This is a genomic window from Pollutibacter soli (assembly GCA_029269725.1).
GTDB lineage: Bacteria > Bacteroidota > Bacteroidia > Chitinophagales > Chitinophagaceae > Pollutibacter > Pollutibacter soli.
Genome location: JARJHS010000002.1, coordinates 478504 through 496489 on the forward strand (window position 1 = coordinate 478504; position 17986 = coordinate 496489).

At 42.6% G+C, this 17986-nt stretch carries 13 protein-coding genes; 6 read left to right on the forward strand and 7 right to left on the reverse strand.

All coding sequences use genetic code 11. From position 1 onward, the window contains the following. Window positions 1-16: 16 nt before the first annotated feature. From P2W82_RS06545 to P2W82_RS06575, 7 genes are all read right to left on the reverse strand, one after another. A complete protein-coding gene (locus P2W82_RS06545) occupies window positions 17-1477 on the reverse strand; it encodes a glycoside hydrolase family 30 protein (protein ID WP_336515049.1) in 1461 nt (486 codons plus the stop codon). Window positions 1478-1502: 25 nt separating this feature from the next. Then, window positions 1503-2306, reverse strand: a complete 804-nt coding sequence (locus P2W82_RS06550) for a glycoside hydrolase family 16 protein (protein WP_336515050.1) — start codon at window positions 2304-2306, stop codon at window positions 1503-1505. 40 nt (window positions 2307-2346) lie between these two features. Beyond that, window positions 2347-3552: a family 16 glycosylhydrolase gene (locus tag P2W82_RS06555; RefSeq protein ID WP_336515051.1), complete on the reverse strand. Its 1206-nt coding sequence runs from the start codon at window positions 3550-3552 to the stop codon at window positions 2347-2349. A 138-nt stretch (window positions 3553-3690) separates the two neighbouring features. After that, on the reverse strand, window positions 3691-4626 hold the full coding sequence (locus P2W82_RS06560; protein ID WP_336515052.1) for a hypothetical protein: 936 nt from the start codon (window positions 4624-4626) through the stop codon (window positions 3691-3693). 13 nt (window positions 4627-4639) lie between these two features. Then, entirely contained in the window at window positions 4640-5749 is a 1110-nt protein-coding gene (locus tag P2W82_RS06565; RefSeq protein WP_336515053.1) for a hypothetical protein, read from the reverse strand. Window positions 5750-5760: 11 nt separating this feature from the next. After that, on the reverse strand, window positions 5761-7272 hold the full coding sequence (locus P2W82_RS06570) for a RagB/SusD family nutrient uptake outer membrane protein (RefSeq protein ID WP_336515054.1): 1512 nt from the start codon (window positions 7270-7272) through the stop codon (window positions 5761-5763). Between the two features lie 18 nt (window positions 7273-7290). Then, complete coding sequence (locus P2W82_RS06575; RefSeq protein ID WP_336515055.1) at window positions 7291-10407, reverse strand: SusC/RagA family TonB-linked outer membrane protein; 3117 nt, start codon at window positions 10405-10407, stop codon at window positions 7291-7293. A 186-nt stretch (window positions 10408-10593) separates the two neighbouring features. On the opposite strand from P2W82_RS06575, the gene P2W82_RS06580 reads away from it, so the two are divergent. From P2W82_RS06580 to P2W82_RS06605, 6 genes are all read left to right on the forward strand, one after another. Next, window positions 10594-13524, forward strand: a complete 2931-nt coding sequence (locus tag P2W82_RS06580) for a ligand-binding sensor domain-containing protein (RefSeq protein WP_336515056.1) — start codon at window positions 10594-10596, stop codon at window positions 13522-13524. Then, complete coding sequence (locus P2W82_RS06585; protein ID WP_336515057.1) at window positions 13493-14128, forward strand: DUF5020 family protein; 636 nt, start codon at window positions 13493-13495, stop codon at window positions 14126-14128. The genes P2W82_RS06580 and P2W82_RS06585 overlap by 32 nt, the downstream gene beginning before the upstream one ends. Before the next feature lie 220 nt (window positions 14129-14348). Then, entirely contained in the window at window positions 14349-16064 is a 1716-nt protein-coding gene (gene kaiC, locus P2W82_RS06590) for a circadian clock protein KaiC (protein ID WP_336515058.1), read from the forward strand. Beyond that, the gene (locus P2W82_RS06595; protein WP_336515059.1) at window positions 16048-16377 is read left to right on the forward strand and encodes a circadian clock KaiB family protein; all 330 of its coding nucleotides are present in this window, start codon (window positions 16048-16050) and stop codon (window positions 16375-16377) included. Before kaiC ends, P2W82_RS06595 begins: the two co-directional genes overlap by 17 nt. 2 nt (window positions 16378-16379) lie before the next feature. Then, window positions 16380-16703 (forward strand): circadian clock KaiB family protein, encoded by a 324-nt coding sequence (locus P2W82_RS06600; protein ID WP_336515060.1) that lies wholly within the window; start codon window positions 16380-16382, stop codon window positions 16701-16703. Further along, on the forward strand, window positions 16690-17976 hold the full coding sequence (locus tag P2W82_RS06605; protein ID WP_336515061.1) for a sensor histidine kinase: 1287 nt from the start codon (window positions 16690-16692) through the stop codon (window positions 17974-17976). The genes P2W82_RS06600 and P2W82_RS06605 overlap by 14 nt, the downstream gene beginning before the upstream one ends. Window positions 17977-17986 lie beyond the last annotated feature (10 nt).

The following is a 17986-nucleotide window of genomic DNA, read 5'->3' on the forward strand; positions in this document are numbered from 1 at the left end:
TTAAGACCTGCCAGGTCTACCAGACAAAAGTCGCCACAGAACCGGCCTGCAAAGACGCCACAAACCATTTACCGTTGTATTTGACATTGAAGAGCTCAGTATTTGAGCCATCGTTTTCGACCACTAAAACTTTTTTGCCATCAGGAGTTTTAAACGCAACGTTCTGAAGATTTCCGGTAACGGTGCTGGATATGCGGATGGATCCGGGTGGAACAAATTTGGAAACGTGAGCAATGATATAGTAAGCCACGTTTTTGGTGTAAGCTGAACCGGATTCAACGGTGATAGCTCCTTTACAAACGGTACAACCACCTGGTGTGTGTGGACCGAATGCCGCATTATTCGCGAGGTTCCATTCGAGCGCATTACGGCTCCAGTTTCTCATAGAACCAATGATTACATTTTTCAGGTGCCACTTTAAATCGCCACCAAAATTTCCATTCGATGCTGTATACTGCTCTGTGAAATATACTGCCTTGTCAGGATGTACTGCACGAACAGCTGAGAGTGCGCTGATATCGCCTGCGTACAAATGGAATGCCGATCCGTTAATGAAAGCTTTCGCAGCATTATCGTTTAAAATCGAGATCGGATATTCTGGTTTGTCGCAATTATGATCGTAGATGATGATTTTGGTGAAAATATTTGCTGCCTGAAATGCGGGTCCCAGATTGTTTTTTATGAAGTCTGCCTGTTGTGCAGCTGTCATCAAAAGGCTTGGATTGTTTCCCGGGTGCAACGGTTCGTTCTGCGGGGTAATCGCATCGATGGTGATACCTTCTGCTTTCATCGCGTTGATGTACTTCACAAAATACTGAGCATATACTCCCTGGTACTGTGTCTTTAAACTGCCACCGATAAAACTTCCATTGTCTTTCATCCATACCGGTGGTGTCCATGGAGTTGCAAGAATTTTTATCGATGGATTAATCTCTAGAATCTTTTTAAGGATCGGGAGGAGATGTTCTTTGTCGGGTTGCAGGCTGAACTTATCCAGGTTGATATCTGTTTCGCCGGCAGGAACATCATCATAAGTAAAAGGAGCAGAACTCAGATCGGATGCGCCTATGCTTATGCGTAAGTAACTTACACCGATCGAATTTGCCGCTGATCCAAAAAGATCTTCGAGTAATTCGATTCGTTTGTCTGCAGTAAGAGAATTGATTACCTCTGCGCTACCACCGGTTAATGTATATCCGAATCCATCGATGGTTTGAAATTTTGAATTCTCATCTACTTCAATCGTTGGATATTGATTAACCGTTGTTCTGAATGCGAGGATATCTGTTTGTTTTTTCAGTTTAACAGTCTCATCACCTTTCGTTAGCCAGAAATCAACTTCGTTGGTAAGCGGCGGATCTGGTGGCCCCGGTGGTGGCGGATCAGATTTTTGTCCGCAACTCAGTAAAGTAAATGTCAGTAGGGTGGTAATGAAAAATCGTTTCACAGGTGCTGATATTTTTTTTCTCAGTTTCATAATGATGTTCAATATCTACTCTCCACTATTGATTAGAATATACACGGACATAATCCACTTCCATCGTCGCAGGGAACACATTTTCGTCAAGACCTTTCATACCGCCCAGGTTTCCACCGACTGCAATATTCAGAACAAGGTAAAAAGGAAAATCAAAAGGCCATTCCGAAATGGTTTTATGCTCGTTTGCAAAATGATTGAATACTTTTCCATCCAGTAAAAAGTCCATTTTTTCAGGTGTCCACTCTATTGAGTACACGTGAAAACTTCCATATGGATCTTTGATGAACGCCTTCTTTGTTTTCTGAGTCCCGATCACATGGTTATAACTTTTGGTATGAACCGTACCAAAGATGGAATCTTTTTCAAAACCAACATGTTCCATAATGTCTATCTCTCCACATTCCGGCCAGTCTACTGTGTTTATATTGTTTCCCAGCATCCAGATGGCGGGCCACAATCCACGACCTGGTGGAAGTTTTGCGCGGATCTCAATTTTACCATAGGTGAAACCAGCTTTTCCTCTCGTGATGAGCCGGGCGGAGGTGTATTGTTTTCCGTCCTTTTCTTCTTTAATCGCATTAATCTTCAATGTACCATTGCTTACCTGTACATTTTTTGGAGATGCTTCGGTATAGTATTGCAGTTCGTTGTTGCCCCAGCCATGACCGCCTGTATCATAGGTCCATTTGCCGCTGTCGGGCATACCATTATAATTGAATTCTTCACTCCAGGTCAGTTTCCACTTTTTCTTTTTCTTATTTTTTTTGGAAGGGTCTGAACCTGCAAATAACATAGCAGGCATTAATAAAAATAATATCAATCGCATAGCAATCGTTTTATCAAACCGGTTTTCAAAAGAGCATTAATTACTGCTGAAATACGCGTACATAATCAACAAACATTCTTTGCGGGAACGGTGTGTTTGCATCAGGAGGCCCGGGCCAGTTGCCACCTACAGCTACATTGAAAATGAAAAACTGCGGGGCATTGAATGGATAATTAGCGGGATCAACATCGGCTTTTGTGATCACGAGAAAAAGATTATCATCCACCAGCCATTCAATGGAATTTTCCTTCCAGATGATACTGAAAACATGGAACTCTTTTGAAAAGTCTCCGGAGTTCAGGTTGTATTCTTTGCCTTTGGATGTGTTTGTTCCATTCACCGGTTTCCAATGCAAAGTACCATGCGTTCTTGCGGGGTAAGTGCCTACCAGTTCCATGATATCGATTTCTCCACAGGCGGGCCAGGAAACGGTATTGATATTTGCGCCGAGCATCCAGAGTGCAGGCCAGATTCCTTTACCAACAGGCAACTTCGCGCGGATATCTATGCGACCGAAAGTGAATTGTTTTTTATTCTGCGTAGTGAGCCTTGCAGAAGTGAACTCAAAACCGCTTACTGTTTCTTTGCGTGCTTCAATGATGAGATTGCCGTTGGAAAGAAAACTGTTTTTGTGGCTGTTGGTGTAATATTCCAGTTCGTTATTTCCCCATCCATTGCTGCCATTTCCTGATTCATAATTCCAGAAGCTCTGGTCAAGGAGATTGCCAGCAAATTCATCATTCCAGACCCTGGTATAACCTGGGTAGTCTAACGGTGTGCTATAGCCGGCATTATCCGTGGTAAGATTTGTACCATTTTCGGTAACAATTATCCCTGTTGCAGAATTCACGCCGATGGCACCAGCTTTTGCATTACTGAGCTGTACCTGGAACTCAAGATTTTTGCCGCGGTTATTATTCGGGTCGCCTGCAATATTTACTTCAATCTCCTTTTGTACCTGGTTAGCCGGAATAGTAATTGTTCCATTTGCCATAGTAAAATCAGCTGGTGCTTTTGCTGTTCCCTCGGCCAATTGATAATCTACGGAAACAGGAACTGTGGTTGTCTTATTGAGGGAAACTACAAAACGCAAAATGCCTGGTGATGTAGTTCTTTCAACACTCGATCCTTCCACTTTAATTACAGGTACTACGGGTGGCGGAAGATCTTCATCTTTCTTACAGTTCAACAGTAAAAAGCAAAATCCGCTGGTGAACAAAAACAGGTAAAGGTTTTTTTTCTTCATCTGGGATGATTATTGTTCAGGATAAATTAATCAGGAATTATTGACCGTAGAAAAATCAGGAGAGAAAATAAGGCACAGGGCAAAAATGCCCCGCGCCTTTGCTTACTGCTTGCAACGAAACGAATATTCGGATAAATCCTAGTCAGCTTTTAATTTCAGGTACCAGGCGTTGCCGGTTTCTGTTCCCTGAGCCCTGAGATACAACTCGTCTTCGGTGATGGAAAGAATCTCATATTCTTTCAACAATGCGCCATACCCGATAAATGTTGTGTTACCTCCCAACAGGATTGCGGTCTTCGTTGAAGGGGTTGAAGCCGCAATACCTGAACCGGAAGGCACAAATGAAAATGAAGATGTACCACCGGAATATGCGTAACAAGCCTCATCACCTGACGCAGGAATACCCGGAAGACCTCCTGCCAGTGAACCTGTTTTTGTAAATGCACCATCCGGTGTTTTAGATTCCATAGAGAATGTTCCGTTTGCCTGTTTGGTGAAAGTGAATGTTGCTGTGTAAAAGCAATTGCAGCATCCTACTTTTTCATTTGGGTTTGCTGACCACCATTCAGGGGTAACCGAAGTTGAACTCCACGGACCAACTCCAAAATGGGCAGGGATATCTTTATTTACTCTCCAAACCTTTGAAGAACCACCGGTCAGGTAATCGACTACAGAAGCATCAGGTGTAAAGTCACTTCTCACCTGGATGTCTTTTGTTACTGTTGTTGGCGTAGCGCCCGGGCCGTAGGCAACAACAGTGATGCGATAAGTGTTCACTCCAATTGAAGTGTACTTACGGGTTGTTTTACCTGTGGGTAGAAATTCAAGCGCAATTCCATCCGCAGCATTGTAGTCGATTTTATAGGAAAGAACATTGCTGCCAGTGAGCTCAATAATTACATCGCCGGAACCATCACCATCCGGATGTGTTGCATCCTGGCCGACAATAGTTGTATTGATGGCCACATTGGAAGGAGCAGTGAGGTCGCCCATTTTATAATCCTGTTTGTCGCAGCTGAAAATCACCAAAGCGATCATCAACAGTGCTGAACAATATTTTATGAATCGTGTCATGGTAATAAATTGTTTAATTGGTTTGTCTGAAATTGTCCAGGTAGATTACAGAATTCACACCGCCTGCACCCTCACCGGTTACATCATCAGCGAACCTGAGTACCAGCTGCGGGAATTTTGCATTACCAGGAATTGCCGCGATATCACTGAAATCAAAGGTGAGTTCTTCCCATTGACCGGATTTTGTGATTGCGGTTTTCTTAACAGCAATTCCATTGTCAATAGGTCCCCACTCGAGTTCAACATTCAGTTTCTTACCGATCAAAGCGGGATCAGGGTTGTATACCATCACTTTTATTACCTTGCCCTGTGCCATGTCAATGGGCGTATTCAGCGGACTGTAGGTACCACTCCAGTTTTCCCACCCGCGGGTGAATTTTCCAACTTTATCGCTTGTGTTAATTCCAGTTTTACTTGGATTATCAACCGTTGCAAATTGCTGGCCTCCGCCGAACGTGCCAAAGAAATAATTGATTGTGCTTTCATCAAAACTGATTGGCAAACCAAATGCATCATAGATAACTACCGGTGTTGTTTTTTCTGATTTCGCAGCACCACCGCTTAATGCTACCACTTTCACGTCGTAGGTTCCTGCGGTTGCATAATCGTGAGAAACTTCAGCACCCGCGGCTAGCGGTGTTCCTGCTTCGTTTGCAACATCACCGAAGTAGACCAGGTATGATGCTGCATAAAGCGCATCAGCTTTCACTTTGATGTTATGAACGTTTGTTGTTGTAGTGACATTTATATTCTCTGGTGCGCGGTAAGTCACCTGCAAAGGATAATCTGCAGAAGATTCCTCTCCAGACATACTTTTTGAAACTATCGTTACGGTATAATTTCCTTCAGGATAAGCATGCGTTGCACTATTACCCGGGCTAACAGTTGCAGATGCATCCGCCCCTGTTCCATGTCCGAAATTCACGATATATGATGTAGCGCCTTCACCTGTGGGAGTAATGGTTACTCTTCCGGAATTGTCATTTGTTATATCAAAGACTTTGTTGTTGTTATTGGTCTTAGCGGACTTCAGAAATGAAAGGTCGTCATCAATACCTTCTTTCTGACAACCCGCACCTGCCAGCAAAGCCGTTAAACTGAATATGATTGTTATTTTCTTCATGTTCTAAGGGTTTATTGGTAGTTAGGATTCTGAACAAGTTTGGTACCCTGCAACTCACGGAAAGGAATCGGGAAGATCTCGCTTTTGCCAGCGGTAAATCCCCTGCTTCCCAATGCTGCCGGTGCATCACCCCACCGAACAAGGTCAAAGAAACGATGTCCTTCACCTGCGAGTTCGAGTCTGCGTTCAGTTTTAATCGCGCTCAGTGAAACAGGAACTGACCCCAATCCAACTCTTGCCCGTACGGCATTGAGAAGCGCCTGCGCCCTTGCACCTGTTCCACCCAATGCTTCTGCTTCCATCAGGTAAGTATCCGCAAGACGAATGATATAATCGTTCTGCTGATAGTTCAATTCAACTGAACCCCCACCAGAAGTGATGTCTGAACGACGTGGAATGAACTTGTTCAGGAAGTAACCTGTGTTCTGGTACCCTTCAATATAATCCGCCTGACCAGCAGCTTTAAGTGCTTTCATATCGAGAACGGTTGACGCAAAACGCGGATCACTTTTCAGCAGATCATACAATTCCTGTGTGATTACATTGAAGCTCCATCCTGATGGTATATCAGGTGCAGGTGAACCAGCAGGCCTTGAATAACTTCTTGGTCCCACCATCTGGTTAACGGTATTTCCTTCATCAGCACCTGAACCCCAGAAACCCCAGTCAGAGTTTGCTTTGTTTGTGTGCGTTGCTTCGAGGATGGATTCGCTGTTGAACTTGTTGGTGAAAACCCAGAGATCAGAAAAATTAGTCAGTAAGCGTTTACCTGCAGCAGTAGTTTGTCCGGGAGTTCCGTTTACCTCTGCAAGTATGGCTGCTGCTTCAGCATTTTTCTTTTCATATAAATACACTTTACCCAGCATGGCCTGGCCGGCAACTTTTGTCAATCGGCCAGCTTCAGTTTCCAGGGTAATAGTTGTTGGTAAAACAGCTATGGCTTCTGTAAGATCTTTTTCGATCTGCGCATAAATTGCTTCAGGACTGGTTTGTTCAACATCATACATGTTGCCGGTTGTCAAGGGCTCCAGCAGTAATGGAATGTTTTTGAACATGCGTACAAGGTTGAAGTAGTAAATCGCACGAAGTGCTTTTGCTTCAGCTTCATACCTTGCTTTTGTTGCAGCGTCCATACTGATCGCGCCTATGCGTGACAGTAACATGTTTGCACGATAAATACCCTGGTAGTGATCATTCCAGAAACTACCGGGCATGATGTTGGAATTGAGGGTATAGTTTGAAAAACCCTGGATACCCGCACCATCAGATGCACCACCACCACCAGCGAAATGATCATCAGAACCTGCGTTCATCATCGTGATCATGTTTTCAAATCCGCCAGCGTTTTTGCGCAATACATCATAAACACCCACCAGAGCATCATAAGCCTGGCCGGCAGTTGAATAATAGTTTTCAGAAAGAAATTGCCCGCGCGGTTCCACGGTAACAAAATCCTTACCGCAGGATGCCAGCAACAGTGAGAATGCTATAGCAGGCAGTGAATATTTTCTTATATGTTTCATATGAGAATGTTGAAAGAATTAAAATTGAATTTGGAGACCACCAAGAATTGAACGCGCCTGTGGATACTGACCTTTGTCAATACCATAAACACCACCACCAACTTCAGGATCATATCCGGAGTAATTGGTGAAAGTCAGCAGGTTCTCTCCGGTAATATAGAAACGAAGCCTCGATACAGGGATATTTCCAAACAGTTGTCTTGGCAACGTATAACCGATGGTAACCAGTTTTATTCTCAGGTAATCACCTTTTTCAAGATAGAAATCAGACATATTGCTGAAGTTTCCATTAGGATCGTTCAACACCAGTCTTGGATAATCATTTGAAGTGCCTTCACCATGCCAGCGACTCATCGCTTTATCGGTGTAGTTTGAATTGAGGATGTCGAGACGACGGAGGCCCTGGAAAATTTTAGCACCAGCAGCACCCTGCGTGAATACCATCAGATCAAATCCTTTGTATTCAGCATTCAATGTAAGGCCATAGGTCCATTTCGGAAGATTGGTACCGAGATTGGTTTTATCATCTTCATTGATAACACCATCATTATTCATATCTGTCCAACGGAAATCACCAGGACGTGCATTTGGCTGAAGCAATTGTCCGCTTGGATTTTTGTAAGCATTAACTTCTGACTCGTTCTGAAAGATGCCATTGGTTTTGTAACCATAGAAAGCATTGTAAGACCAACCAGTGCGGATCTGTGTAACATTACCCATGGACTGAAAACCTGCCTCTCCAGGAATGAAATCGGCATCAGAGGAAATATAAGTCACTTCATTTTTCAGGTAGGTTACGTTACCATTTGCTGAAAAGTTTACATCACCAAAACGTTTGCGGTATCCAAGTTCAACTTCAACACCCATGTTCTGCATGTCAGCAATGTTATCCCATGGCAATTCAGGTACACCTACATAACCAGGAATATTTACAGTCCTCAGAATTCCCGATGTTTTCTTCTTGAATAAATTCACTGTAAGATTCAGGTTGCTGTAAAGAACCGCATCAAAACCAATGTCTGATGATCTTGTTTCTTCCCAACGAAGATTCGGGTTATCAAGTGTTCTTGGTGAGTAACCTGTGGTAACATCAGCGCCGCTTCCGATAGCATAATTATAACCACCACCAACAGTTGCGAGATACCTGAAATCAGCAAGGTTATCACTACCAACAACACCATAGCTTCCTCTCAGTTTCAGAGAAGTCACTACATCATTTTCGGGCCAGAAATTTTCTTTACTGATATTCCATCCCAATGACATGGATGGGAACACACCAAATTTATTGCTGCTGCCAAAACGGGAAGAACCATCACGGCGAACAATACCTGTAAACAAATATTTATCCTGGTAGCTATAGTTTGCGCGTGCAAACAAAGAAGAAAGTTTGTGCTCTACAGCATCATAAGCACCTGATGTGCGGCTGGTCTGCGGAATGTCGAAACCAAATGACGCATCCTGCCACCTGGTGATCGGAAGATTGAATAATGTAAGACCAGAACCACCACCAATATTTTCAACATATGCACCCTGACCTAAGAGTATAGTGAAGCTGTGATCCTTGATTGATTTGCTGTAGGTGAGTGTATTCTCAATATTCCAGTTGAAACCTTTGTTTTCGCTTTTACCGTAATTATTCTGACTAACAACATTTGTTGCATTCAGATAGAACACCGGCGTAAAGCCTTGTCCGCCCCAGTACGCCATTTTCGCACCCACTGTCGAACGGAATTTAAGTTCTGGGAGAATGTTTACTTCCAGGTAAGCATTTCCAACGAAATCATCGGACCAGTTATAACCGCCTAAACGTGTCTGGATATAAGCCAGCGGGTTTGTCATTTCCTGGCCAACGATAGATGAAATACCATAAGGATTTCCAAATGGATCACGGATAACAGGGTTTACACTATAGGGGGCAGAATTTGCTTCAATCGGATCAGTGATCACCAGTTTGGTGATCGGATCCAGGTTGATAGCAGAGCTGAGCGGACCGCCATACTCACTGTTGGTGTTACCAAGTCCGGTGCTTTTCTGGTGAGTATAACCTAAAGTCTGCCCGAATGTGAAGATCTTAGAAATCTTATGTGTTGAGTTCAAGCGAACGTTGAACTTTTTGTAATTGGAAATTTCTGTAGCAACGATACCATCCTGCTCCTGCAAGCCTGCAGAGAGATAGAAAGTTGATCTTTCATTACCACCACTCATGCTCACCTCGCCGAGGTAACGCATTGCGCTGTTGTTGAATATCGCATCCTGCCAATCGGTTCCTTTTCCTAAGGAAGCGACATCCGGATAAAGAACATTGCCACCGGAAGCAACCGATCTTTCGTTCATCAGTGTTGCATATTGGGTAGCATTCAGTAAATTCATTCTTTTGGCCGGAGCAGACTGACCATAAAATCCGTTGAAGCTCACGTTGATTTTACCAGCGCGACCTTTTTTAGTGGTTACCAGGATAACACCTGCAGCAGCACGTGTACCGTAAATCGCCGAAGATGCAGCGTCTTTCAAAACCTCAATGGATTCGATATCCGACTGATTAAGGAAGCCAATACCACCGGCATCAACTACCACACCGTCAACTACCCAAAGTGGGTTGTTGTTACCGGCACCGAATGTCGTGATACCACGAACACGGATGGTTGAAGTTGAGCCAGGCTGTCCGGAATTCTGGAGAATGGTAACACCGGAAACACGACCCTGTAAAGCTTGTTCGATACGTCCGTTCGGGACATTTTCCAGGTCTTTTGCTTTAACACTGGAGATCGCACCGGTAACCAGACTTTTTTTCTGTGTTCCATAACCTACAACCACCACCTCATCAAGCCGGGCAGCTGCGGTTCTTTGCAAGGCAATCGATGAGAGGTTACCGGAAACCGAGATCTCGGTTGTTTGATAACCTGCAGAACTGATAACTAAGGTTTGCGCCGATGCCGGCACGGATAAAGTAAACTCGCCCTTTTCATTTGTTGTGGTACCAACAGAAGAATTCTTGACCATTACTGATGCGCCTGGAAGGCCAGCAGAATTTTCGTCAAGTACTCTTCCGGAAATGGTTTTTTGACTTTGAGCCCACGACAATGTGGAAAAGAGGAGGAGTAGGGGGAGTAGTACCCTCCTTAAGAGTCCTTTCATATGCAAGTAGTTTTAAATTAAGCGAGGCAAAAAATAAATAAGCAAGTACAAAAATACCCGCACATACCTCGTACATTGAAATGAAAGTCTACATCTTTACTACATCAGAAAAACTTAAACTTTTGATTAACAATGTTTTTTAACTACATCTTTACTACATCATAGCAATGTTTACCTTTACTTTTTATGAAAACCTGGATTTCGGCTTGTTTGATTTTGCTTGCTTCGCTAACCGGCCGGGGCCAGAATACTATCGGCTTACCACAGATCCTCAACTTCACTAATAACAGTCATTTCCAGGGAGGCACACAGAGCTGGGATGTGCGGCAGGACTCATCCGGCCGGATGTATTTCGCAAACAATGAAGGTCTTCTTGTTTATGATGGCAATTACTGGAAGCTATATCCCCAACCAAACCGGAGTATTCTCAGATCGCTGGCTATAGACGGCAACAGGATTTATGCGGGAGGACAGGATGAGTTAGGTTATTTTTCACCTGATGTACAGGGTATTTTGAAGTATACATCACTAAAAAAGCTCATTCCTGAGAAATACAACTCCTTTACTGATGTCTGGGATATCGAAGTATTTGGTCGTTCTGCTTTTTTCAGAACATGGGACCGGATTTTTGAATTGAAAGATGGGGTGATCCAGAATTATCCGGCGACCAATGGATGGCAGATCATGAAGAAAACCGGAAATAAACTGATAGCCCAGGATAAAACGCTCGGTCTCATGGAATTTGTTTCCAACCAATGGCAGCCACTTGATGGAACCCCAACTCCAATTCCTTTTGAGATCACCGGGATTGTCGCTTTAAGTAATGATAGTATACTGATCAGTTCTCCGAACGATGGCCTGTATCTGTATTATAAGGGAACTTTGATCCGGAAGAAAACCGATGCGGATAATCTTTTTATCCACGGACATATCTATTGTTTCGATCAGATCAACGCGGGCGAATTTGTAGTGGGCACAACATCACAGGGCTGTATAATTATAAATGAAGCTGGTCAGCTGGTACAACAAATTTCACGTTCGGAAGGATTGCAGAACAACAATATCCTCTCTGTTTTTCTGGACAGGGAAAACAATCTATGGGCGGGACTTGATAATGGGATCAGCTTTATCGCTTATAACTCATCTATTAAATACATCAAACCATCGAAACCCGATGAGCTCGCCGGTTACTCGTCGCGGGTTTTTGAAAACAAACTGTATATCGCAACTTCTGATGGAGCTTATTTTGCGCCACTGGCGGGAGTTGCAAAAGACCTGAGTTTTTCCAAAGGCGATTTTCAAAAATTGAAGAACAGCAGCGGACAGGCCTGGCGATTGGACGAAGTCAATCAGCAACTTTTGCTGGGTCATCATAATGGAAGTTATCTTGTTCATGACAACACTGCGGAAAGACTAACCGATAATGCCGGTGCCTGGCTTTTTATGCCGATCACCCGGATTTCGCCAGCTAAAAACATTCTCGCCGGAACCTATGCTGGTCTCACCATGATCGAGTTTGGTGATAATAAACAATTCATCAACCGCGGTGAGATCAGGGGAATGTACGAATCGCTAAGGTTTATGGCGATGGATAACAATGGCATTATCTGGGCATCACATCCATATCGAGGAGTTTACAGAATTACACTTTCTGAAGATCAGCATTCTTACAGTTATGAGCTTTTTACAGAAAAAGATGGACTGCCCTCCACTTTCAGAAATAATGTGTTCCGGATAAAAAACAGGGTTGTGTTTGCTACTGAAGAAGGGGTGTATGAGTTTGATGCATCAACAAAAAAATTTATAAAATCACCGCTACTGTTTGATCGGTTTGGTACAATTGTTCTGCAATACCTGAATGAAGATGCAAACGGTAACATCTGGTTTTGTTCAGGAAAAAAAATTGGTGTTCTGAATTTTCCAGGAAAAACAAAAACACCTCAACTCACTTATTTCCCGGAATTAACGGGCAAAATATTGTCGGGTTTTGAAAACATCTATCCTTATAATGATGAAAATGTTTTCATCGCTTCCAACACAGGAATTATTCACCTGAATTACAGTAAGTATATAAGAGCGAAGACAAAACCAGAAATATTAATAACACAGGTCAGGAGTTCAGGAAAAACTGACAGCCTGATTTTTGGAGGATACTTTGCCGTTGGTAAAGACAGTACGGAACAGGCAGAACCTGATCATATACCCGATTTTCCTATCAGCAATAATTCTTTTCATTTTGAATTCAGTTCGCCTTCATTTGGGTTACAGAGTAATATCGAGTACCGGTACCAGTTAGAAGGATACGACCCCGGCTGGTCAGCACCCACATCAAAAACTGAAAAGGAGTATACCAATCTGCCGGAAGGGACTTATACTTTTATGGTGAAGGCATTTGATAACCTGGGTAATGAATCCAAGACGATAAGTTACCACTTTATGATTAATCCGTCTTGGTATAAAACAGTTTGGGCCTACCTTGGATATCTATTGATTGCTTTCGGAATATTCTATGTTTTATATCAGTGGCAAACAAAAAAGTTTCAGCAGCAACAATTAAAATTTCAGGAAGAACAGGCACGTCTTATTTATATACACCAGTTGGAAAAAGAGAAAAATGAAAAAGAGATCATTCAACTACAGAATGAAAAACTGGTAAATGAAATGATCTATAAGAATAAAGAACTCGCAGACGTCAGTATGCACCTGGTGGAAAGAAGTGATGCGCTTGTGAAAGTGAAAGATGAATTACAACGTCTGCATAAAAAAACAGGCGGTGATCATGATGTAAAGAGGGCGATCCAGCTGGTGAATGAAATTGAAAAAAACAATTCCAGCTGGGAACAGTTTGCCGCACATTTCGATGAAATAAACAATGATTTTATCAAAACATTGAAATCAAAATTTCCAAATCTCACCACTACAGATCTTAAAGTTTGTACATATCTGCAATTGAAACTTACTTCCAAAGAAATTGCCCAGTTGATGAACATCTCTGTTCGCGGTGTTGAGATCAGCAGGTACAGGCTCAGAAAAAAGCTACAGCTGAAGACAGAACAAACTTTGAATGATTTTCTCAACGGGATTCATGCAGAAGGCGGGTTCAACGGAGTTCAATAAAAAGAATTTCCCATCGCTCAGTTTCGAATATTTCAAACTCGTTGACACCAATGGTACAGGTGCTTTCCTTTTCAAGATGCAGGCCGATTTCAATAGAATAGATGGAAATATCGGGCAGATCTTCACCCAGCTTTCACAAACGCTGTGCTTCTGGAAACCAAAATTAAATGTGTACCTGAATTACAGTGGAGGACTGGGGATTACGCTAACAGGTTTTGGTTTCAATATCGCCAATGCTTACGGCATAGGATTGTCATATCCTTTTGAATGGAAAGGTGCCTGGATGTCAGCAAATATTTCCGTGAGGTACAATGCGTTTGACAAACCCAGTTATGATCCGCAATTCACTTTTTATTTTGGCCGGGGATTATATGACTGGAAATTTTTTACGGCAGGAAGTTTCGTATTCTGGACTGAAAACAAAAACAAAGGCGATATGCCGATGTTATCGGGTAAAAAATTTGCATTTTTTGGCGATCCGCAATTCTGGTGGAATATTAAAAAAAGATGGTCGGTTGGAACAAGGGCCAATGTATTTTATAATTTGATTGAAAAGGATGCAATGAAAATTTATACCACGCTTGGTGTGAAATACCAGTTTTAGGTCTTGTCGTGATCTAACATCGACGCAATACTCTGACAATTTTTTACAGCATACCGGAAATTAACATACCAGTTGTAGAATCTGATCTACGGGTGGAAATTTTGCCACGGTTTCCACAATTTCGATGTAAAAGTTCGGCCAATTTTTAAATATCAGCCCTGGTATTAGCTGTTGCGGCATATATTTTATGTGCTGTGTATTACTCAAATACCCGGTGCATATGAATTTGAAAAAAAATACCAAAACTACAGGAGAGCTTCTTCGTAAAACCCCTTCTGGTATACAAGGCCTGGATGAAATTACCGAAGGAGGGCTTCCCTTAGGACGACCAACGCTCGTTTGTGGCGCTGCAGGTGCCGGTAAAACCTTGTTTGGAGTTGGCTTTATAGTGCATGGAGCAATGGACTACAACGAGCCTGGTGTAATTATCAGTTTTGAAGAGAGAGCGGAGGAATTGGAAACAAATGTAGCATCGTTGGGCTTTGATCTGAAAAAGTTGCAGAAAGAGAAGAAGATCTTTATTGATCATGTACATGTTCAACGGAATGAAATTGAAGAAACGGGTGAATATGACCTTGACGGATTGTTTATTCGACTTCAACATGCCATAGATACTGTCGGTGCAAAACGGGTGATGCTCGACACGATTGAAAATCTTTTCGGCGGTTTGACGAACGACGGAATACTAAGGGCGGAACTGAGGCGATTGTTTAACTGGCTGAAACAAATCGGTGCCACTACAATTATTACAGCTGAAAAAGGTGATGGCACTTTAACAAGGCAGGGCCTCGAGGAATATGTTTCAGATTGTGTGATCCTGCTGGATCATCGTGTAGAAAATCAGATTTCAACACGAAGGTTAAGGGTGGTTAAATACCGGGGCTCGATTCATGGAACAAATGAATATCCCTTCCTGATAGATGAAAATGGTATATCTGTTTTACCGGTTACTTCTCTCAGGCTTGAAAATAAAGTATCCACACAGCGGGTCTCATCAGGCATACCCGAACTTGACGAAATGCTGGGAGGAAAAGGTTTTTACAAGGGAAGTTCTATTCTTGTTTCCGGTACAGCCGGCACAGGGAAAACAAGTATTGTTGCCACTACTGTTAACGCGGCCTGTAACAGAAATGAACGCTGTTTATTTTTTGCATTTGAAGAATCTCCGCAGCAGATCATCAGGAATATGAGGTCTATTGGGCTGGATCTTCAAAAACATGTAGATGCCGGCTTACTTGTCTTCAGTGCGACGCGACCTACTGTGTATGGTCTTGAGATGCACCTTGTCAACATGCATAAGAAAATCCAGGAATACAATCCAAAGCTGGTGATTGTAGACCCGATCAGTAATCTCCTCACTACCGGAATATTGGGCGACGTAAAATTATTTTTGATGCGCCTGCTCGATTACCTGCAATCCAAAGGCATTACCGGTATGTTCACTGCATTGAATCTGAATTCTGTTATTACTGAGAAAAGTGATGAAGGAGTATCATCTCTTGTGGATGCCTGGATAACAGTAAAGGATATAGAAACTAATGGAGAACGTAATAAAGGTTTGTACATAATGAAGTCGCGCGGTATGAAACATTCCAACCGCATACGTGAATTTGTGATAACCGATGAAGGCCTGACACTGGTGGATGTTTTTATCGGTCCCGAAGGCGTCCTCACCGGAAGCGCACGCGAGTCGCAGGAATTGTTAAATGAAACTGGAAGCGAATTGCGAGGTTACGCATTGAGCAGAAATAACAAGGCGATAGATCGAAAACGTAAAGTGCTCGAATCAAAGATTGCTGCTCTAAACGAAGAGTTTGACTCAGTCAGGGACGACCTGAATCGTGTTTATATCGAAGAGGATCTTAAAAAGGATGTGCTGGAAAAGGCCCGTAAAAAGTTAATACAAAAAAGAAAAGATAATGGTAAAAACAAATAAAAAAAAGGCTGTGAAAAAATCGTCTCCAGCAGCGGAACGGTGGGAACTTCGGCTATACATTGCCGGGAACACGCCGAAGTCGATGACGGCCCTGGAGAATCTGAAAAGATATTGTGAGGAACATCTGCGGGGGTTGTACTCACTGGAAGTTATTGACCTTTTGATACAACCGCAGTTGGCAGCAGGAGATCAGATACTCGCGATTCCTACCCTGGTTCGCAAAGTGCCCGTTCCAATACGGAAAATTATCGGGGATCTTTCAAACGAGGAGAGAGTATTGGTTGGCCTTAATCTCAGGCCACTTAAAAAATAAAAATGAAAAAAAAACCACTGCACCCCGATTCAGAAAAATCTTTAACAGCAGATATTTTTGTGTTTATACTTTTTATAACAGGTGCATCACCACATTCAACCACGGCAATCATCAACCTGAAAAACATATGTGACAAATATCTGAAAGGAAGATATAAATACCAGGTAGTAGATGTTTATCAGCAACCGACCATTGCAAAAGACGAACAGCTCGTGGCTCTTCCATTGTTGATTAAAAAAGCACCTCTGCCTGAACGGAGATGCATAGGCGATTTATCAGATACCAGAAAGGTATTGCAAATGCTGGGCATATATGCAGAATCATAAAAGTGAAAAGATCAGTTTTAAAGAGGAGATGGAGGAACTCCGCCATCAGTTATTTGAAGCCAGGGAAACCATTGAAGCAATTCGTTTGGGTATGATTGACGCAATAGTTGTTGAAAGTGACACAGGTAATGCGCTTTATACTTTGAAGTCTGCCGATCTGGCTTATAGGGTATTTATTGAGCAAATGACTGAAGGTGCACTTACAATCAATAATGAAGGGCTGATACTTTATTGTAACTCGCAGTTTGCGGAAATGGTGCAGTTTCCTTTGAATAACATCATTGGAAGTTCTTTGTTTGATTTTATAAGTCCTGAAGACCTGGATGTTTTCAGGAATATTCTTGAAACAAGCTGGACTGCGCCTGCGAAAACTGAGCTCATGCTTAAGGCAGGCAATGATAAAACGCCGGTTCAGATATCTTTGGCTGCACTTCGGCTTGAAACAACTACCGCCCTTAGTGTAATCGTTAATAACCTTTCTGCCCAGAAAAAAGCGCAGAAGGAATTGGAGAATGCAAATACTCAACTCGGTAAAATCAACCGTGATCTGGAAGTAAGCAATAGAGATCTGCAGCAGTTCGCTTCTGTAGCTTCGCATGATTTGCAGGAACCATTGAGAAAGATTCAGGTTTTCTCGAAATTGTTACTTGAAAAATATAACCAGGATCTTACGGCGGAAGGGAAAAAGTACATCGGTAAAATCATTGAATCGGCAGGCAGGATGAAATCGCTCGTAGTCGATGTACTGAATTATTCAAAACTTTCTGCACGTGAACAGGAAATAAAACAGGTGAACATACGGGAAGTTCTCGGAGAACTACTTGAAGATTTCGAACTTATCATCCAGGAAAAAAAGGCAGAAATTAGAATTGCAGACTTACCGGTACTGGATGCCAACCGAGGTCAGATCAGACAGGTACTTCAGAATGTAATTTCAAACGCATTGAAATTTGCAAAAAAAGGAATGCCCCCGGTTATTGATATTCATTCCCGCAGACTTGCCAGCAAAAGCTTTGAAAGCCCGGAAAAGAAAGATGGTCCTTATTGCCTCATCAGTATCAGGGATGAAGGGATAGGCTTTGATAAGAAATATGGTAAACATATCTTTGAATTGTTTGAGCGTCTGCATTCTAAAGATGCTTATGAAGGAACCGGCATCGGACTTGCTATTACAAAGAAAATAGTTGAAAAACATAACGGCCTTGTAGCAGCGAGAAGTAACCCGGGGCAGGGAGCAGAATTTCTTCTCCTCCTGCCGTTAAAACAGGAATGAATTGAATAAA